General features: G+C 56.1%; 11 protein-coding genes. 1 reads left to right on the plus strand and 10 read right to left on the minus strand.

Annotation, left to right across the window (positions count from 1 at the left end; translation table 11 throughout):
* Positions 1 to 70: 70 nt before the first annotated feature.
* From H7846_RS10880 to eno, 7 genes are all read right to left on the minus strand, one after another.
* Positions 71 to 1,315 (minus strand): BON domain-containing protein, encoded by a 1,245-nt coding sequence (locus H7846_RS10880; protein ID WP_186692065.1) that lies wholly within the window; start codon positions 1,313 to 1,315, stop codon positions 71 to 73.
* Between the two features lie 92 nt (positions 1,316 to 1,407).
* Positions 1,408 to 2,451 carry a dihydrodipicolinate synthase family protein gene (locus H7846_RS10885; RefSeq protein ID WP_186692067.1) on the minus strand — a complete coding sequence of 348 codons (1,044 nt, stop codon included), beginning with the start codon at positions 2,449 to 2,451 and terminating at the stop codon, positions 1,408 to 1,410.
* A 2-nt stretch (positions 2,452 to 2,453) separates the two neighbouring features.
* Entirely contained in the window at positions 2,454 to 5,732 is a 3,279-nt protein-coding gene (carB, locus tag H7846_RS10890) for a carbamoyl-phosphate synthase large subunit (RefSeq protein ID WP_186692076.1), read from the minus strand.
* An 85-nt stretch (positions 5,733 to 5,817) separates the two neighbouring features.
* The gene (gene carA, locus H7846_RS10895; RefSeq protein ID WP_186692079.1) at positions 5,818 to 6,951 is read right to left on the minus strand and encodes a glutamine-hydrolyzing carbamoyl-phosphate synthase small subunit; all 1,134 of its coding nucleotides are present in this window, start codon (positions 6,949 to 6,951) and stop codon (positions 5,818 to 5,820) included.
* Between the two features lie 200 nt (positions 6,952 to 7,151).
* On the minus strand, positions 7,152 to 8,588 hold the full coding sequence (gene zwf, locus H7846_RS10900; protein ID WP_255460560.1) for a glucose-6-phosphate dehydrogenase: 1,437 nt from the start codon (positions 8,586 to 8,588) through the stop codon (positions 7,152 to 7,154).
* A 28-nt stretch (positions 8,589 to 8,616) separates the two neighbouring features.
* Entirely contained in the window at positions 8,617 to 9,639 is a 1,023-nt protein-coding gene (gnd, locus tag H7846_RS10905; protein WP_186692083.1) for a phosphogluconate dehydrogenase (NAD(+)-dependent, decarboxylating), read from the minus strand.
* Between the two features lie 188 nt (positions 9,640 to 9,827).
* The gene (gene eno, locus H7846_RS10910) at positions 9,828 to 11,120 is read right to left on the minus strand and encodes a phosphopyruvate hydratase (RefSeq protein ID WP_186696319.1); all 1,293 of its coding nucleotides are present in this window, start codon (positions 11,118 to 11,120) and stop codon (positions 9,828 to 9,830) included.
* Between the two features lie 357 nt (positions 11,121 to 11,477).
* Here eno and H7846_RS10915 point away from each other — a divergent pair, with 357 nt between their 5' ends.
* Positions 11,478 to 12,416, plus strand: coding sequence for a hypothetical protein (locus H7846_RS10915; protein ID WP_186692085.1), 939 nt, complete (start codon positions 11,478 to 11,480; stop codon positions 12,414 to 12,416).
* A 290-nt stretch (positions 12,417 to 12,706) separates the two neighbouring features.
* Here the strand turns inward: H7846_RS10915 and H7846_RS10920 are convergent, their stop codons facing one another.
* The 3 genes from H7846_RS10920 to H7846_RS10930 all read right to left on the minus strand — a co-directional run bounded on the left by H7846_RS10920 (position 12,707) and on the right by H7846_RS10930 (position 18,969).
* Positions 12,707 to 15,202: a serine/threonine-protein kinase gene (locus tag H7846_RS10920; protein WP_186692087.1), complete on the minus strand. Its 2,496-nt coding sequence runs from the start codon at positions 15,200 to 15,202 to the stop codon at positions 12,707 to 12,709.
* Between the two features lie 624 nt (positions 15,203 to 15,826).
* On the minus strand, positions 15,827 to 17,434 hold the full coding sequence (locus H7846_RS10925; protein WP_186692089.1) for an amino acid permease: 1,608 nt from the start codon (positions 17,432 to 17,434) through the stop codon (positions 15,827 to 15,829).
* A 23-nt stretch (positions 17,435 to 17,457) separates the two neighbouring features.
* Entirely contained in the window at positions 17,458 to 18,969 is a 1,512-nt protein-coding gene (locus tag H7846_RS10930) for an APC family permease (RefSeq protein ID WP_186696320.1), read from the minus strand.
* Positions 18,970 to 19,016: the final 47 nt, after the last annotated feature.

Here is a 19,016-nt window from a genome sequence, read left to right on the forward strand (position 1 = left end):
TTCGAATACTTTGCACACAAATGACGGAGGGGCTGAGTTCGAGTGAAGGCCCGGGCTCCGGACCTTTCACTTAGCGATAGTAACGGGGATAGTAGTACGGGTACGGATAAGGGTAGTAAGCAGGTCCGTAGTAGTAGGGTGGCGGAGGCGGAGGAGGTGGATATGCATACCGCCTTCTCATTCCCTGAGGGCCTCCCGGAGCGGGAGGAAGTCCGGCGCCAAGCCGATCCAATTCGGCCTGCGAGACCGTCTGCAACGCCGCCTGTTGGCTAAGCCGGAAACTCACAATCGCCTCTGCGGGTACTGTGGCGTCTCCCTGATGCGAAGCTGAAGAGGCTCCGAGCCCGACGATCGCACCGATGACGGCTCCAAGCGCTGCTCCCGGCCCACCACCCGCGACCGCTCCAATCGCCGCGCCGGTTGCACCCAGTCCGGCAGTCGCTCCTACCGTGTTGCCGGTCTTGTCATATCCCTGATGCGACCACGACTCTGTGGCCAACGGATAAGGACGCCCTTCCAGGACCACCTGGTTGAGCTCAAGAGCGATGATTCCGCGTCCTCGGAAGTCGCCGCTGGGCTGGCTTTCGGAAACGCGCCCTTGCACCATCGCTCCACGCGGAATCGCAACCATGCCGTTTGCGAGCACATCGTTCAACACGACGCCGTCAAAGGGAGTTCCAGGCTGCGTGTGACGATTGTCCATCGCCTGATTAATGCGAATCCGGATCATTGAGCCCGCAGGAACAATCACAGATTGCCCTGCCTGCTGTTGCACCCGATAAGGCTGTCTGGGTTGCTGCGCTGTGGGATAAGGATAATTAGGATATCCCTGCGATTGCTCGATCGGAGCAGGAGCACCTCTCGGCGCAGGAGGTATCGGAGCGCCCTGCGGCTGCGGCGGAGCCTGAGGCTCAGGAGCGCCCTGTGCCATCGAACCATCCATCGGTTGGTTCTGGTCCATGGCGTCATCGGCAGTGTCCTCCGGTGGCTGCGAGACACCCGTAGTCGGCGCTGGGGTCCCAATCACAAGCTCATCGACGACCTTCTTAACTCCGGGAGTATTCGCAACCGCCTGCTCGGCCTTGCTTCTCAGGGCTTCGGAAGCTACAGAACCGCTCAGGGTCACCGTGCCATAGACGGTCGAAGAACCGATGGCCTGATCCGCCAACTCCGGCACCCCAGCCAGAGACTTCAAAACATCTGCTTCGACCTGGGCATCGGAGACAGTTTTTTGCTGGGGATAGCCCGTCGCCGTCAAACCCACAGCAACGACCGCCACACCAAACCATCTCCAGAAAATACTGCGCTGATTCATGCTTCCTCCAGCAAAACTTCTCACCCTAATCAAACGTATTTCTGGTCAAAAAGTTACGCTGCGGCCCAGACAGATAAGTCTAAACCTGAGAATCAGTTTCGGATTCCGTCCATCACCTGCTCCACAGCCGCCCGTTCTGGGCCGGTCAATGGCAGCAGAGGAAGCCGAGGGCGTCCGCCAAAATATCCATTGAGATCAGAGGCATAGCGGATTCCGGGAACTCCAAGCTCGACCTCAACCTGGGCAATTGCCGAAGTGATTCTAAGCTGCTTCTCATCCGCAAGAGGCTGATCATCGTCCTTCCAGGCCGCATAGACCTCATACGACGCCTGAGGAGCTGCAGCCGCAAACGCGGGCATAACCCCAACAGCCCCGGCCCGAAGCCCCGCCAACATACCCGCCGAGCTGGCTGCAACCACCTGGAACCCTACCGCTTTAGTACGAGTCTTGATCGCTGGCCGTGGCGGAGCGGTTGCTACGGCTGCGCCGCCACCGAGGCTTTCTGCGGCAACAAAGGTCGCGGCACCCGCCTGCTCCTTGACCGCGAGCATGCGCCTCGTAACCGCAGCAAAGACGGTCGTCACTATAGCTTCACGCTTCACAGTCGAAGTCGCAGCGCGAACCTGTTCGATCCGTGCAACAGAAGTATCCCCATCGAACAGGCCGATCACATTGGAGTGTGAAGAAAGCTCAGCGACAGCTTCGGCTGCAAGCGAAGCCAACGAAGCCGAATCAAGAATCACCGGAATCGGAGAACGGTCCGCCACCGCCTGGAAGAAGGTCACTGTCTCGCGTAGCTGTCCCTCGCCCAACAACGCTGGCCGCTTCACTAGAACTGCATCATAACCAGCAGTTGCGACAAACCCAACGAGATCCAGCGCAGTCGCAACGCTGCCACACGCGATGCCAGCGATCATCACCTTCGTCTCGCCAGCTGCTCCGAGAGCTGTCGCTAACGTCTCACGGGTCTCGACATCCGATAGCGTCTCCGGCTCGCCGATCGAGCTCAGCACCACCATGCCCGCGGCCGGAGTGCGAGAGTAGCGATCCACATTATGCTCGAGCTTGCGCAGGTTCAGCTTGCCATCCGGATAAAACGGAGTCGTCAGCGGAATATGAACGCCTTCCAGCAGCATGGCTAGTTCCTTTCTCCACGGTCAGCATGAAGAGCCTGCAAGGCAAAGACGCTCAGCGTTCCGCGCTGAAGGGCCGAGATGCCCTCAGCCGCAGCACGGGCAGCGGCCAGCGTCGTAATGGTCGGGATTCTCCCCTGCACTGCCGCTCTCCGGATCGCCTTCTCGTCGAAGAAAGTGTCCTGCCCGCGCGGTGTATTGATGATCATCTGAATTCGTCCACCCTTGATCAGGTCGACGACATTGGGTCGTCCTTCTTTTACCTTGTAGACCCGCTCCGGCTGCAACCCTGCGGCTTCGAGCACCTCGGCGGTTCCATGAGTCGCCACCAGATGGAAGCCCATCTCGACAAACTGCCGGGCAAGAGTGACAACGCCCTTCTTGTCGTGATCGTTGACGCTCAGGAAGACGGTCCCCTTCAACGGAAGATGTTGGCCAGCAGCGATCTGGGCCTTGGCGAAAGCTTCTCCGAAGTTGTCCGCAACCCCCATGACCTCGCCGGTGGAACGCATCTCCGGCCCCAGTACCGGGTCAACTCCCTGGAACTTGCCCCACGGGAAGACCGGCGATTTGACGAAGAAGTGTTCGCCAGTGCCGAGATCCTTGCCCGAAGCAACCTGCTCCGGTAGCAGCTGCTTGAGCTTCTGACCGACCATGATGCGCGAAGCGATCTTCGCCAATGGAATTCCAGTCGCCTTCGAAACATACGGCACGGTTCGCGAGGCACGCGGATTGACCTCGATCACATAAACCTTGCCACGTTGGATCGCAAACTGAATGTTGACCAGACCGCGAACCTCAAGCGCCTTGGCCAACTTACGGGTATAGTCACGAATCGTCTCCAGGACTTCGGGCGCAAGATCCACCGCGGGAAGAACACAGGAGGAGTCTCCAGAGTGAATACCAGCCTCTTCGATGTGTTCCATGATGCCCGCAATCACGACATCATCTCCATCGCACAATGCATCGACGTCAACCTCGGTCGTATCTTCGAGGAAGTGGTCAATGAGAACCGGGCGTTCCTGCGAGTACTCAATTGCAGTCGTCATGTAACGCACGACATCGGCATCATCATAGGCGATAACCATCGCACGACCACCGAGCACATAGGAAGGCCGCACCAGCACGGGATATCCAACACGGTTGGCTCCAGCAACTGCCTCTCCGACGCTGGTCGCCATGGCGCCCTGAGGCTGAGGAATTCCAAGATCCTCGATCAACTTTCCGAAGCGTTTGCGATCTTCCGCAAGGTCAATCGACTCTGGCGAGGTCCCGATGATCGGCACGCCAGCCTTCTTCAAAGGCAGCGAAAGATTCAACGGCGTCTGGCCACCAAACTGCACGATCATCCCAATCTCTGCGCCGGAAGTTGCCTCGTGTTCATAGACCGAAAGGACATCCTCAAGCGTCAGCGGCTCAAAGTACAGGCGGTCGCTGGTGTCGTAATCAGTCGAAACAGTCTCGGGATTGCAGTTGACCATGATGGTCTCATAGCCGTCTTCACGCAATGCGAAGGCTGCGTGACAGCAGCAGTAGTCGAACTCAATTCCTTGCCCGATGCGATTGGGTCCACTCCCCAGGATGATGATCTTCTTCTTCGAGGTTGGAGTAGCTTCATCCTCTTCGTCATAGCAGCTATAGAGATACGGTGTAAAACTCTCGAACTCCGCGGCGCAGGTATCGACCAGCTTGTAAACCGGCATTACTCCCAGCTTCCGGCGCAGCTCACGCACCTTTGTCGTTCCTTCTGCTCCGGTAAGCCCCCAGACCGCGGCGAGACGCTCGTCCGAGATGCCCATGCGTTTCGCAGTACGAAGCTGATCTGCCGTAACCTGATCGAAGCTCACCCTACCAATTGCTTTGATCTCATCGGTGATCTGCTTGATCTGGTGCAAAAACCACGGATCCATCGTGGTGATGCGAGCGACTTCGCGCACAGTCATTCCGCGCTCGAAGGCATAGCGAATGTAGGCGAGACGCTCCGGATGCGGTGTAACTAGGCGCTGCGTCAGGCGACGCGGCTCGATGTCGTCGGCAGTGGCTTTCTTGCCGGTCTCGAGCGAGCGAACAGCCTTCATCATGGCTTCTTTGAAGGTACGGCCGATAGCCATGACCTCACCGACAGACTTCATCTGGGGCCCTAGTGTCTCATCAGCTCCAGGGAACTTCTCAAACTGCCACTTCGGAATCTTCACCACCACGTAGTCGATGGTCGGCTCGAAGCAGGCAGGCGTCGCCTTGGTAATGTCGTTCTGAATCTCATCGAGCGTGTAACCAACAGCGAGCCGAGCCGCGATCTTCGCAATGGGAAAGCCCGTAGCCTTTGAAGCAAGTGCAGAAGAGCGCGAGACGCGTGGGTTCATCTCGATAACCGTCATGCGGCCGGTCAGAGGATTGACCGCGAACTGCACGTTGCTTCCGCCAGTCTCGACACCGATCTCGCGGATGACGTTGATCGCCGCGTTACGCATCACCTGATATTCGCGATCCGTGAGTGTCTGGGCGGGGGCGACGGTAATGGAGTCACCCGTGTGAACTCCCATTGGATCGAAGTTCTCGATCGAGCAGATGATGATGACGTTGTCCTTGAGATCGCGAACAACCTCAAGTTCATACTCCTTCCAACCGAGTACACTCTCCTCAATCAAACACTCATGAACTGGACTCAGATCGAGGCCGCGAGTGAGGATCTCGGTCATCTCTTCGCGGTTGTAGGCAATGCCGCCGCCGGAGCCGCCGAGCGTAAAGCTGGGGCGAATGACCGCAGGGAAACCAATCTTGGCGGTGAACTCGAGTCCAGCGCTCACAGTGTTCACAAGCTGCGACTTCGGCATATCGAGGCCGATCTTGTTCATCGCATCCTTGAACAGCAGACGGTCCTCAGCCTTCTTGATGGCTTCGAGTTTGGCGCCGATCAGCTCTACGCCGTGCTTTTCGAGAAAGCCGGAGTCGGCGAGATCGACTGCAAGGTTCAAGGCAGTCTGTCCGCCAACCGTGGGCAGAACAGCAAACTTGCCCGAACCGGGCTGCATCATCTCGGATTCGATGCGGATGATCTCCTCAAGATATGCCGCGCTCAAAGGCTCAATGTACGTGCGGTCGGCTACTTCAGGATCGGTCATGATGGATGCCGGGTTCGAATTGATCAGAACGACTTCATACCCTTCGGCTTTAAGTGCCTTACAGGCCTGGGTGCCGGAATAGTCGAACTCTGCCGACTGACCAATGACGATCGGCCCGGAGCCGATCACAAGAATCTTCGCGATGTCATTTCTACGTGGCATCTTTACGTCTTTCTTGTTGCTGAATCCTACTGGCGTTTCAAAGGGCGCTTGCTTCGCGCCCTTTGTCTAATGCCTGAAACCAAAATTACTTCTTCCACTCTTCCATCATCTTGCGGAAGTCCTGGAAGAGATAGTGAGAGTCATGCGGCCCGGGGCTGGCCTCGGGATGATACTGGACGCTGAACATCGGATCGGTTTTATGGCGAAGGCCGGCGAGCGTCTGATCGTTAAGGTTCGTGTGAGTCTTCTCAACGTTCTCGGGCAGCGAATCGGGATCGACATTGAAATTGTGGTTCTGCGCCGTGATCTCGACCTTACCCGTCCGATGATTCATGATCGGGTGATTGCCGCCATGGTGGCCAAACTTCAGCTTGTAGGTCTTCCCGCCAAGTGCGAGGCCAAAGATCTGATGGCCGAGGCAGATTCCAAAGATAGGCTTCTTCCCCTGCAGCTTCTTCACGTTCTCAATTGCATAGTCGAGTGGCTCGGGATCGCCGGGGCCGTTCGAAAAGAAGACACCATCGGGGTTGAGCGCGAGTACTTCCTCGGCTGGCGTTCTGGCTGGAACCACCGTAATGTCGATGTTTTCGCGCGCCAGCATACGCAAAATGTTTTGTTTGATGCCGAAGTCGTAGGCGACCACATGCAGCGTATCGCCTTCAACAGCAGGCTTCAGCAACGGATCGCCGGTCTGGTTCTTCGGTTCGGTCGCATCCCACTTGTAGGGTTCCTTCGTGGTAACAACACTCGCAAGATCTGTCCCGTCCATTTTGGGGATAGAGCGGGCCTTCGCGACGAGCGCGTCTACGTCCAAATTGTCGCCGCTGGCGATGACACCACGCATCACTCCGTTCGCGCGAAGGTGACGCACGATAGCGCGGGTGTCGACCTCAGCGATGACAGGAACGCCATATCGCTCAAGATATTCATCAGCGACCTGGGTAGATCGCCAGTTAGAGCTGACTGGAGAAAATTCGCGTGTAACCAGCCCTTCAATAAAGGGTTTTCTCGACTCTGCATCGTGGGGTGTAGTCCCGTAGTTGCCGATGTGAGGATTGGTCAAAACGACGATCTGGCCGGCGTAGGAAGGATCGGTAAAAATCTCCTGGTAGCCAGTGAGTGATGTATTGAAGACCACTTCGCCAGAGCATTCCGCTCTTGCGCCAAAGCTTTTGCCGCGAAAGATACGCCCGTCTTCGAGCGCCAAGATTGCCTGCATTGCCTCTCCGAGGAGTGGATTTAATAGATTCTAACAGCAACCTCGGGTGCTCTGCTGAGCGATTGCGCGATGTACGGACACACTCCCCTCTTCAACCACTTCTCCGCGCCCAAAAGTATGCAAAATATTTAGACGACGGAGCTTAGCAACACACCGTTCACGGCGCAAATCCCGCGGATTCGCAAGGCTTGTCCCCTGAATCACGAAACGGCATGGAAGCTGTCCGCGGTCTCGGCTAGCGGAGATTGCCAGCCACCAGGAGGAGTGACGTTGCTTAGAGATTCGCTGGGAACATCAGCAGGCCCCCAGGTGTTGGACACGTAGGGATAGACGGGAGTGTTGATTTTAAGAACAGGATCGACGATACGCCAGGCCTCTTCGACATAATCCTGACGAGCAAAGAGAGTTGAATCTCCTGCCATCGCATCGGTAATCACGCGCTCATAAGCCTCCATCTCCTCCGAACGAGGATGACGACAGGCTTCTAGCTCAACCAGAGAGCGCTGCCCATTTTCATCGGCAGCAGCAACGGAGACAGCAAGAGCGATGGTCATCTCAGGGAGAATACGGAAACGCATATAGTTCTGCGGAGCGGGATCGGTAAGGTTGGTCTGAGGTGGACGGCGAAGGCGGGCGACGACTTCGGTGCAAGTGGTGGGAAGATTTTTACCGGCGCGGATATAGAAAGGCACACCATCCCAACGCCAGTTTTTAATTTCGAGTCGGAGAGCGGCGTAGGTTTCGACAGTGGAATCAGGAGCTACACCTTTCTCATCCTTATAGCCGTTGAACTGGCCACGGACCAGATTGCAGGCTTGGATGGGAGGAATCGCTTTGAGGACCTTTACCTTCTCGTCGCGGATCGAGTCGCTGTCACGACGAGCGGGACACTCCATGGCAAGATTGCACATGAGTTGGAAGATGTGATTTTCGATGACATCGCGGATCGCTCCGTTCTGGTCGTAGAAAGCTCCGCGTCCCTGGATACCGAAATTTTCGGCCATGGTGATCTGAATACTTTCAATGTAGTCGCGATGCCAAAGCGGTTCGAGAAAAGCATTCGAAAAGCGAAAGGAAACCATGTTGTGCACGGGTCCCTTGGCGAGATAGTGATCGATGCGAAAGATTGCGGATTCAGGAAATGCGGAGTGGAGGACTCGGTTCAGCTCTTGAGCAGAGGCAAGGTCGTGACCGAAGGGCTTCTCGACAATCATGCGTGCTCCCTTTGCTGAACCGGATTGAACCAGCTGCTCGACAACCTCTTCAAAGAGAGAGGGCGGGATCGCGAGATAGTGAGCGGGATGCTGGGCCGAGCCTAGTTCCTTACGCACAGCAGTAAAGGTGGCTGAATCGGCATAGTCGCCATCAACATAGCGGAGGAGCGAACAGAGCTTTTGGTACGCGTCAGGGTCGAGGCCACCGTGCTGCTCAAGGGAGTCCTTGGCACGGGCCTTGAGCTGATCGAGATTCCAACCGGCTTTGGCGACACCAATGACAGGTACATTGAGGTGACCGCGCTTAACCATTGCCTGGAGAGCGGGAAAGATTTTCTTGTAGGCAAGATCGCCAGTAGCCCCAAAGAAGACAAGGGCGTCGGATTGAATGGCAGGATGGATGGTCGGGGCTTGCGCGCTCAAGATCGTGTCTCTCCTTATGGCTTGCAGTTTATTTGTTGGCAGGTTTTTCAAGGTGTCCGCCAAATTCATAACGCATGGCAGAAAGAAGCTTATCGGAAAAATCCGCCAGACCGCGTGAACTGAAGCGTTCGTAAAGAGCCGTGGTGAGAACCGGAGTTGGTATGCCTTCGTCGATACTCGCCTTAATCGTCCAGCGGCCTTCGCCGGAGTCGGAGACGCGGCCTCCAAATTTAGAGAGTTGCGGGTCTTCAACCAGAGCAGCGGCAGTCAGGTCAAGCAACCAGGAGGCGATGACTGAGCCGCGCCGCCAAACCTCGGTGATCGCAGGAAGATTGAAGTCGTACTGATAATGTTCGGGATCGCGCAACGGAGTAGTCTCCGCGTCGATCTCTTCGGTGTGTTTGCCGATATTGGCTCCTTTTAGAACGTTCAGTCCCTCGGCATAAGCAGCCATGATGCCGTATTCAATTCCGTTGTGAACCATCTTAACGAAGTGACCGGCTCCATTGGAGCCGCAATGGAGATATCCCTGCTCAGCGGTGCCGCCGATTTTGCTGAAGTCAGGTGTACGGGGGACGTCGCCCGGACCGGGTGCGATGACCTGGAAGATGGGATCGAGATGCTGGACGATGTTGTCCTCGCCGCCGATCATCATGCAGTAGCCGCGCTCAAGCCCCCAGACGCCTCCGCTGGTCCCCACATCAACATAGTGAATATTTTTGGAGGCAAGCTCTTTCGAGCGGCGGATATCGTCGATGTAATAGGAGTTTCCACCATCGATGAGGATGTCTCCTGCCTGAAGATGCGGAACAAACTGGGCGATAACGGGATCAACAGCGCCGGCAGGAATCATGAGCCAGATAGGGCGAGGGGGAGTCAGTTTGGCGATGAGGTCTTCAGGAGAGGAAGCACCCGTGATTCCCTTCTCTTTTGCAAGGCTGGCAACGGCATCGGCAGAGCGATCATAGACGACACATTCGTGTCCGTGAGCTGCGAGGCGGCGAACCATGTTCGCGCCCATTCTTCCCAGACCTACCATGCCAAGCTGCATATCACTGCTCCTTTTGACCGGCGTGCACCAACCAAGATACACCGCAGAACGCAGCGACCCTGGCCTAAAAGTGGGTACTTGTGAGTAGGATGACAGGTTTCGGAAGAGCGTCGTCTCTCCTTCTGTAAATCGAATTTAAAAACAATGCGCCGATGCACAAAGGCACCGGCGCATACAGAACAAACCGGCTATTCGCCGAAGTTCACTGATTCAATACCGAGGAACTGGGCAGCCTGTCCAAGCTCTTCTTCGATACGGAGAAGCTGGTTGTATTTCGCGATGCGGTCAGTACGCGAGGCCGATCCCGTCTTAATCTGTCCGGCTCCGGTACCAACAGCCAGGTCAGCAATGAAGGTGTCCTCTGTTTCACCGGAGCGATGGCTGATGATCGAGGTATAGCCATAACGACGGGCAAGCTCGATGGCATCGAGTGTCTCGGAAACCGTGCCGATCTGATTCACCTTGATCAAAATGGAGTTTGCAACCTTCTGCTCAATGCCCTGCTGCAACCGGCGCGTATTGGTAACAAAGAGATCATCACCAACCAGCTGGACCTTATCGCCAATTGCCGAGGTCAGGATCTTCCAACCGTCCCAATCGTCTTCAGCAAGACCATCTTCGATCGAGATGATGGGATAACGCTGGGTCCAGTCCTGCCAGAAAGCAGCCATCTCGGCAGAGCTTAGCTCACGTTTGTCAGACTTCTTGAAGATGTACTTCCCTTTTTCTTTGTCATAAAACTCACTCGAGGCGGGGTCAAGCGCAATGGCGATATCTTCGCCGGGTTCATAGCCTGCGAGCTGAATTGCCTCAAGGATGAGATCGACAGCCTCTTCGTTGGACTTCAGATTCGGAGCAAAGCCACCTTCGTCGCCAACCGCCGTGTTGTAGCCCTTCTTCTTAAGTACGCCCTTCAGGGTGTGGAAGACTTCGGTTCCCCAGCGAAGCGCATCGGAGAAGCTCTCTGCACCAACGGGCATCACCATGAACTCCTGAAAGTCGACATTGGAGTCGGCATGGGAACCACCGTTAAGAATGTTCATCATGGGTGTGGGGAGAATGCACGCATTGACGCCTCCCAGGTAGCGGTAGAGCGGCAACTTGAGAGCATCAGCCGAAGCGCGGGCGACAGCCATCGAGACCGCGAGGATAGCATTCGCACCCAGCTTGGACTTGTTCTCCGTTCCGTCGATAGCAATCATCGTCGCATCGATCAGGCGCTGATTCGAGGCGTCCATGCCCGTAAGCTCAGGTGCGAGAATCGACTCCACATTCTCAACTGCTTTGAGAACGCCTTTTCCGAGGTAGTGCTCTTTATCGCCATCGCGCAGTTCAACAGCTTCATGCTCTCCAGTGGATGCGCCGCTGGGAACGGCTGCACGGCCACGGGCTCCGCCGTCGAGAACGACGTCAGCTTCAACAGTGGGGTTGCCGCGGGAGTCAAGAATTTCGCGGGCATGTATCGAGACGATCTCAGTCATGTTGCTCCTGTCGTTGGGTGATCCGAAGGTTTCGGGAACAATACGGTGCGTAAGGCGCTCGTTGAGCTTCGGACGGCGGTCCACAAAAAAGGTCTGACCGCCAGCTAAACCGATTGTCTCCACGATCTTTGCGCCGGAGAAACTCACTTTTTGGATTCTAGCAAAGGAACTCAGGGCTCCGCGTGAACTGCATGGAAATGCAACTACAGACATGTACAGGTGTTTTGGAATGTAGTAGCAGCCTCGATTCCCCTCCCAGGGATTTACGCAATTGAGCTTCGCAAGCTCTTAAACTCGTTTCAGGAACGGTTGCACGTGCACCACGTGCTATGACCCGTTCGGGAGGATGTTGACCCCATGAAGATTCGGATGATTCCTGCAGCCGTGTTGATGACCGCGGCTCTTCCGCTTGCAGCACAGACCGCGCGAACCGGTGTCTCCAACCCGGAACCCGTCACAATCGACGCTGATAACGGCGATGCTGCGGTTCAGGCAAGGCCTGAGGCAGAATCTACGCGTCGCCCGTTGACCCAGGCAAAGCCCTCAGCCGCCAAAGCCGACAAGGCTAATGATGGCTATGGTCCTTACGTGCCCTATGCAGGAGCTGTAACGACGACAGCAACGGCCACTTCCGCCTCGGATCAGGATGTCGATGCGCAGATTGTGACGAGCGTGCCCGAGCGCGAAGGCGAGCTTAATGAAGGAACACTGTTGCGCGTCCGGATGCAGGAAACTCTCTCTACTGAGACGACTGCTCCCGGAACGAAATTTACGGCCGAGATCATGGAGCCGATTACAAATAATGGCCGCGTAATCATTCCCATCGGGTCCATCCTTGAAGGACAAGTCACCTCCGTGCACGCCGGTCGTCGTATCTCAGGAGCTGCCTCCCTGCACCTGGAACCCGAAAGCGTCACCTTGCCCGACGGCACCATGTACGTCGTTCACGCCCAGTTGATCGACACCACTTTAGGCAGCTTCAACATCGACCGCGAAGGCACGCTGAAGCGCCGTGATCGCGCCAAGGAGACACTCGCTGTCACGGCCCTCGCGACTGGCAGCGGAGCCGTCGCAGGCGCAATGATAGGGGGCGGCGTTGGTGCAGTCGTCGGAGCAGGCATTGGCGCAGGCGCCAGCACCGTAATGTGGCTGAAGCAGGAGCGTCAGGCCACGCTGGACAAGGATTCCCGGCTCGTCTTCAGCCTCACCAGCCCCATTATGCTGAAACCGCTTCATTCCAATACCAACGCCGGGATGGCCATGAATACCCAGCCTGCCGTCGCAACTACCAACTAGTTGTTTTCTCCTGATTTAAGGCGAGCCTTTTTGGCTCGCCTTTTTTATGCTTCGCGCTGAAGAGTTGAGTTTTAGGTTTCAATCTCCGATATCGTGTCATTTCAACCGAAGGCGACAAAGCCGCCGAAGTGGAGAAATCCGCTTCTCCAGCTATCAACATGTTTTAAGAGCGGTTGAAAAACCTCTGTTTTGTTAAGGGCACGGCTTTAGCCGTGCCGCAAGAGGCTTGATTTCAAATGCGGCTTCAGCCGCTGAGGGACTCTTTTCTTTTCGCTGAAGCACTTTTTACGCTAATCCCGCACTTGAGACAGCAGGCGTTTCCAATTCTTCTGGTTACGGCGATAGCTCTTCTTCAGGTCTTCCAGGATGCGTTCGAAGTCGGTATGCCCCGAAAGCCGTTTCCACGCTGGATTCTTCGAGAACCAGGGATAGTTTTCGTTCCCTAAGTAGATGGCTCGGCGCAGCCAGTGCAATGCCTCACTCTCGTCTCCATCCACCGCAAAATAAGTAGCAAGCCGATAGGCCATCTCGCTATCGGCTTCAGCAGCTGCAAGAGTCTCATCAATGATGAAGGTCGCGGCCTTCTCACGATCTCCCAGCTGCACGTAGCAGAGCGCGATCGTGGGAAAGACAATACGAAGCGACTTTTCATCGCGAATAACACTTTCCAGTGTCTCAATGGCCGCTGGCAGATTCCCCGTACGCATCTGCTGATAGCCCAGCGAGATTCGCAAAAGAGGCTGACGCGGCTCCAGAGTAAGTCCCTTCTCGATCTCGTCCGCCGCCAGCTCCAGCTGGTTCTGATACTGGTAGACCCTGGCGCGATGGTTGTAGATCATCGCTGCGTTGGAAGGATTCATACGCAACGAGGCATTGAACTGGTCCAGGGCCTCATCGTACATGCCATCGAACCGCAGGGTAATTCCGGCAACCATGCGCACGTTCCAATCATTGCCGGCAGTCTGCAGAAGATGCTCGATGCCGTGACGGGCAGACTCTTTCTCTCCACGCGAGAGCAGCATGTAAACGCGATAGAGATTCGCTTCGATCGAGCCCGGATCAAGCTGCAACGCGCGATCGAAGGCGCGGCGCGCTTCCAGCAGATGCATCTGTCCGCCCAGGCCATGGCGCGTGTACTGGAGCTGCGTTATCCCCAAGCCTGACCACGCTGGAGCGTAATTCTCATTGCTTTTAATAACCGAATCGAAGAGCTCTCGAGCACGATCGAGATCATCCCGGCTCCCGGTACGGGTCATAAAAGAAGAAAGCAAAGCACGGGCCTGTAGGTACTCTTCCGAAAAGTCTTCCGAAAGCGACGGAGGGCGATGCACATTTTCCCGGCCATAAAGACCACCAACCCCCTGAAGTGTACTGAAGACCTCGTTGCAGATCTCCGTCTGAACCCGAACCAGATCGAAGGAGGCCACATTAATAGAGCCTCCGGCGCGAACACTCTGGCGAGTAACATCCAGCAACTGCCAGTTCAGATCGAATCCCTTTTCAGAACGAAGGAAGTTTCCTGCCAATACAAAGTCAACCAACAACTTCTTCCCGACACTCAGCGGATCGAGCTGATGAGTCGGAATAGAAGCCAGCGAGCTGGATGGTCGAACAACCAGCGAACTCATACGCGCCAAACGCGTGGCTATGGCATCGGCAAGCGCATAACCGTACAGCGGAGCCACATCGGACGGGCCGTAGTTGATGAATGGCAAAACAACGATGCTGGCCTCCTGCTTCGCACTCGTCGTCGAAGTTCCGGATTCGCGAAAACGCTCGGCCAACATGGAGAGGATTCCCGTAGTCCGCTTCTCCTCTTCCGGAGTCTCCAATGCTTTTCGGTTTTGCGAATGGAGCGTAAGCGACTCTCCCCCCGGCATCAAAACCGAATCCAACTGCATCGAGCGCATGATCGTCTTCAGCGCTTCGCGAACGTCGGCGGCAGAGGCAAAACGTGCAGCAGGCTGCTTTTCGAGGCAGCGCAGAATCACGCTTTCCAGTTCCTCCGGCAGTGCAGGATTGATCTCTCGCAACGGAGGCGGATCGGCGAACTGGGTCGCGCGGATCGTCTGAAAATCCGGCGCGTCGGGCCGATGGAAGGGATGGCGTCCCGTCGCAAGTTCATAAAGGATCAGCCCAAAGGCGAAGATATCGGACTGCACCGACGACTGGCCCGTAACAAACTGTTCCGGAGCCATGTAGGCAATCGTTCCTCCTCGCGCAGTGTAGGTCGCACCCAGCGGTGGCAGCGAGCGCGGATCCGATGGGGCCGAAGGATCGAAGTCCGCCTTATCCAGTGAAAGTCGACGTGCGAGGCCGAAATCGAGAATCTTGATCAGGCCGCCATCGGTCAGCATGACATTTGCAGGCTTTAGATCGCGATGAAAGATTCCGAGCGAGTGCGCTGCAGAAAGACCATCAGCAATCTGAATCCCGGCCGAAAGTACAAGCTGAAGGCTGGAAGGCCCCTCGGAGATGATCTTGTCCAGCGATTTGCCGGGAATGTACTGCATCACGATGTAGGCTTCTTCCACATCACCCGACTCAGCGGGAGCCTCTCCAACGTCATAGATCGCGCAGACATTAGGATGATCAATGGCAGAAGCCAACCGCGCCTCTCTCAGCTGCGTCGTGCGCATCTGCTCGATCGTTAGATTTCCCCGCCGCAGCAGCTTGATAACGACCGGACGCTGGAGCAGCGTGTCGTTGGCGAGAAAGACCACCCCGCTGCCGCCCGCGCCAATCTTGCGGATAAGCTCATACTGCCGGATAACACGCCGCTTCATAGTTCCATTATTGCAAGGGAGCGTGTGAGAAATCCGTAAAGAGACCTCTCTTCTGAACTCGCTTCAACCTCATCTTCCCAAATCGATCCTGTTAGATGCTTTGTTGGATCGACACATCAAGCCAATAGGAAGTCGCGATGTAGCGATCAGGAACAGAACCACCGCCGCGTGATTCTAAGAGAAATTTAGCGTCACAGATGAAGTCGAAGGATCTGCACTTCATCTTCATCCTCCATGAAGGGCCACGATGAAGGATCGATTCCGTCCCCTGCCTGTTCTACAAATTTCTTTTGTAGTCATCGAATCGCACAGCCAAAAGCCATCATTTCTTCGGTGTCATTTCGACCGAAGGTGGCGAAGCCGCCGAAGCGGAGAAATCACCGAATTTCCCGCAAACTCATTAAAGATTGTCGAAACGAATTCCTTGTCAACACCCCAAAACCTCTAACCAACTGATAAAAAGCCAAATAGAGTCGTTTCAAAATTGCAGGTTTTCCCTGTTTACTTTGCTACACTGATTTCAGGAGATAAACAGAAAGACCCAGCCATACGGCTGGGTCTTTCTGTTTGGAAGTCCGGATCTATCTTCTTTGTTTCAAATATTTTGAGCAAAAAGATAGGGGGCTACCCCTTCACTCCGACGGAGTTCGTCAGACGCTGCCGCACCCGGCTGTGCTTCACACTGTAGGTGAAGTACACCACCAGACCGATCGCTAGCCATACGATCAACCGGGCCCAGTTCAACCAGCCCAACTTGACCATCAGGTAGCCATTGGCAAGGATGCCCATGACCGGTACAAACGGCACCCAGGGAGTCCGGAACGGGCGGTGGCGCCCAGGATCGGTTCTGCGCAGCACAAGGATCGAGGTGCAGACGATTACAAACGCCAGCAGCGTGCCGATGTTCACCATCTTGCCGATATCGTCGATCGGGGTTACCGCTCCAACAACGCCCGCCAGGGTTCCCACCAGAAAGGTGTTCTTGAACGGCGTGCGGAACCGGGGATGCACCTCGGCGAAGAACTTCTTCGGCAGCAGTCCGTCCGAGGCCATCGCGTAGAGCACGCGCGTCTGCCCCAGCAGCATCACCAGCATCACAGAGGTCAGGCCCGCCAAGGCACCAACCACGATAACGTCCGAAGCCCAGACTAGCTCGCGATCCAGAAATGCCCGGGCCAGCGGAGCTTCGATATTCACCGACTGCCATGGCACCATGCCTGTAAGCACCGCCGCAACGCCGATATAAAGCAGGGTGCAGACAAACAGCGAGGCGATCATGCCGATCGGCAGGTCGCGCTGCGGATTCTTCGCTTCCTGAGCCGTCGTTGAGACTGCGTCAAAACCGATGTATGCGAAGAAGATGTACGCCGCAGCAGCGCCAATGCCACTCATGCCAAACGGGGCGAACTCGTGCCAGTTCGTTCCCCAGTTGCCGGGGTGCACATACTTTGCGCCCAGCCCGATGACAAACAGCACTACGGCAACCTTCACTACCACGATCGTCGAATTAAACTTTGCCGACTCCTTGATTCCGATCGCCAGCACCGTCGTGATGAGGAGCGCAATGATAAGAGCGGGAAGATTGATACCGATCTCGTGCCCAAAGAGAGTTGGAGCACCAAGCACCTGATGTGCCCTGGTCACCATGTCCGCTGTAGGAGCGGCGATCAGTTCACTCATCTGCTTGATGTAGTCCTGCGACCCGGGTGCTAGAGATGGGAAACTGCGAGACATCACGTCCCGGCCTACCTCCTCCATGGCCTTGCGCAAACCCGTCCAGTGGTCATAAGCCAGCCATAGCGGAAACTTGAGGTTGAAGACATTGAGCAGCTCGACAAAATTATTCGACCAGCCCGAGCTGACCGTGCTCGCGCCCATGGCGTACTCCAGCGTCAGGTCCCAGCCGATGATCCAGGCAATCAACTCGCCCAGCGTCGCGTAGGCGTAGGTGTAAGCCGATCCGGCCAGCGGAATCATCGCCGCGAACTCCGCATAGCAAAGGCCGGCGAATCCGCAACCCAAACCCGAAAGGACAAACGAGAGCATCAATCCCGGGCCTGCGTAATGCGCCCCCAGGCCCGCCATCACAAAAATGCCCGCGCCGATCACGGCCCCGACTCCGAGCGCCGTCAGCTGAAACGGTCCCAGCGCACGCTCCAGCGTATTCTCTCCCTCGCCCTCGGCCTCCTTCATCAGAAGGTCCATCGATTTTTTTGCAAACAACATCGACATATTCGTTCTTCAGCTCTCCTTGGTTACGTCCCTGTGGTTTCTAGTTCGGCGGCCTCTGCACCAGCTGCTGCGTCCTGCCGCCTCCATACCAGGTACACGGGAACGCCAAGCAGAACGAGGAACAGCCCCGGCCAAGTATATTGAGGTTTGTAACGCAATAGTACAAAACAAATCCACGCCGCCATCACTACATAAAGTGCCGGCAACACAGGATACCCAATCGCCCGGTAAGGCCGCGGGGCCTCCGGTCGGGTTCTGCGCAGAATAAACAAACCGGCAATCGTAAGAATATAGAAGATCAGAACCGCAAAGATCACATAATCCAGAAGTTGCGCGTAACTTCCCGAGAGGCACAGAAGGCACGTCCAGCCACACTGCACCCAAAGGGAGTTGACCGGCGTCTTCGATCGCTCGCTCAACTTTCCGACCGACTTGAAGAACAGACCGTCGCGGCTCATGGCGTAATAGACCCGGGCCCCGGCCAACAGCATTCCGTTCACGCATCCGAAGGTCGAGATCAGGATCGCAATCGCCATCAGCTTCGCCCCGTATCCGGCAAAAGCCCGTTCCATCACCGCCGTTGCTACCCGGTCCTCGGTGGCAAACTGAATGCCGCGTCCTGCAATCGTAGTGGCATGGGGATCGCCAGCCAAGGGAAGAACGCTTAGGTATACAAAGTTGCAGAGCACGTAGAGCAGCAGTACTACGCCCGTTCCAATCGCCAGCGAGAGCGGAAGGTTGCGCTTCGGATTACGAATCTCTCCTGCGGTAAACGTCACGTTGTTCCAGGCATCGGCGCTGAACAGTGATCCCACCTGCACAACAGCCAGGATCGTCAACAATCCGACATACTCGCTTCCGCCGAACTGGGATACATGGAGCGTATTCCAACCTGCACCGGCCCAGAAACTTTTCCAGCCTGCACCGAAGTTCGCCGCAATGGCCGCCGGATCGCGAACGACAACCCCGACCAGAACAACAGCAGCCAGAGCTAGCACCTTGGCCGAAGTAAAGAGGTTCTGGACCGCCGCTCCCGTCTTCACGCCATGCGTATTCAAAAAGGTCAGAAAAACGATGATGAGAATGGCAACAAGATTGGCCGTATTAACCCCAAGGTCCATATTGCCCAACACCATCGGCCCAACGTGCCACGCAGGAACATGCCCGATATGCCAAAGCCAATGAGTCGTGTTGATAGAAGGAACGAAGACCCCGAGGAATTTGCCAAATGCAACGCCAACCGCGGCGATCGTTCCCGTCTGGATCACCAGAAAGAGCGTCCACCCATAAAGAAAACCCCAGAGTGGCCCCAGGGCTTCACGAAGATAGACATACTGGCCGCCTGCTTTCGGCATCATCGCAGCCAGTTCCCCGTAACTTAACGCTCCAATGATGGTCATCACCGCCGTCACCAGCCATGCCGCAATCAGCAGCGCCGGAGACTGCAGCACGCGAGACATATCCGCGGGAACAATAAAGATGCCCGAGCCGATCATCGACCCCATCACGATGGCCGTCGCAGAGAACAATCCCATCCCCTGGATAAACTGCGGTGGGCTATCAGTTTGGTTCACGGAAACTT

The sequence above is a fragment of the Edaphobacter sp. 4G125 genome, from assembly GCF_014274685.1.
Lineage (GTDB): Bacteria > Acidobacteriota > Terriglobia > Terriglobales > Acidobacteriaceae > Edaphobacter.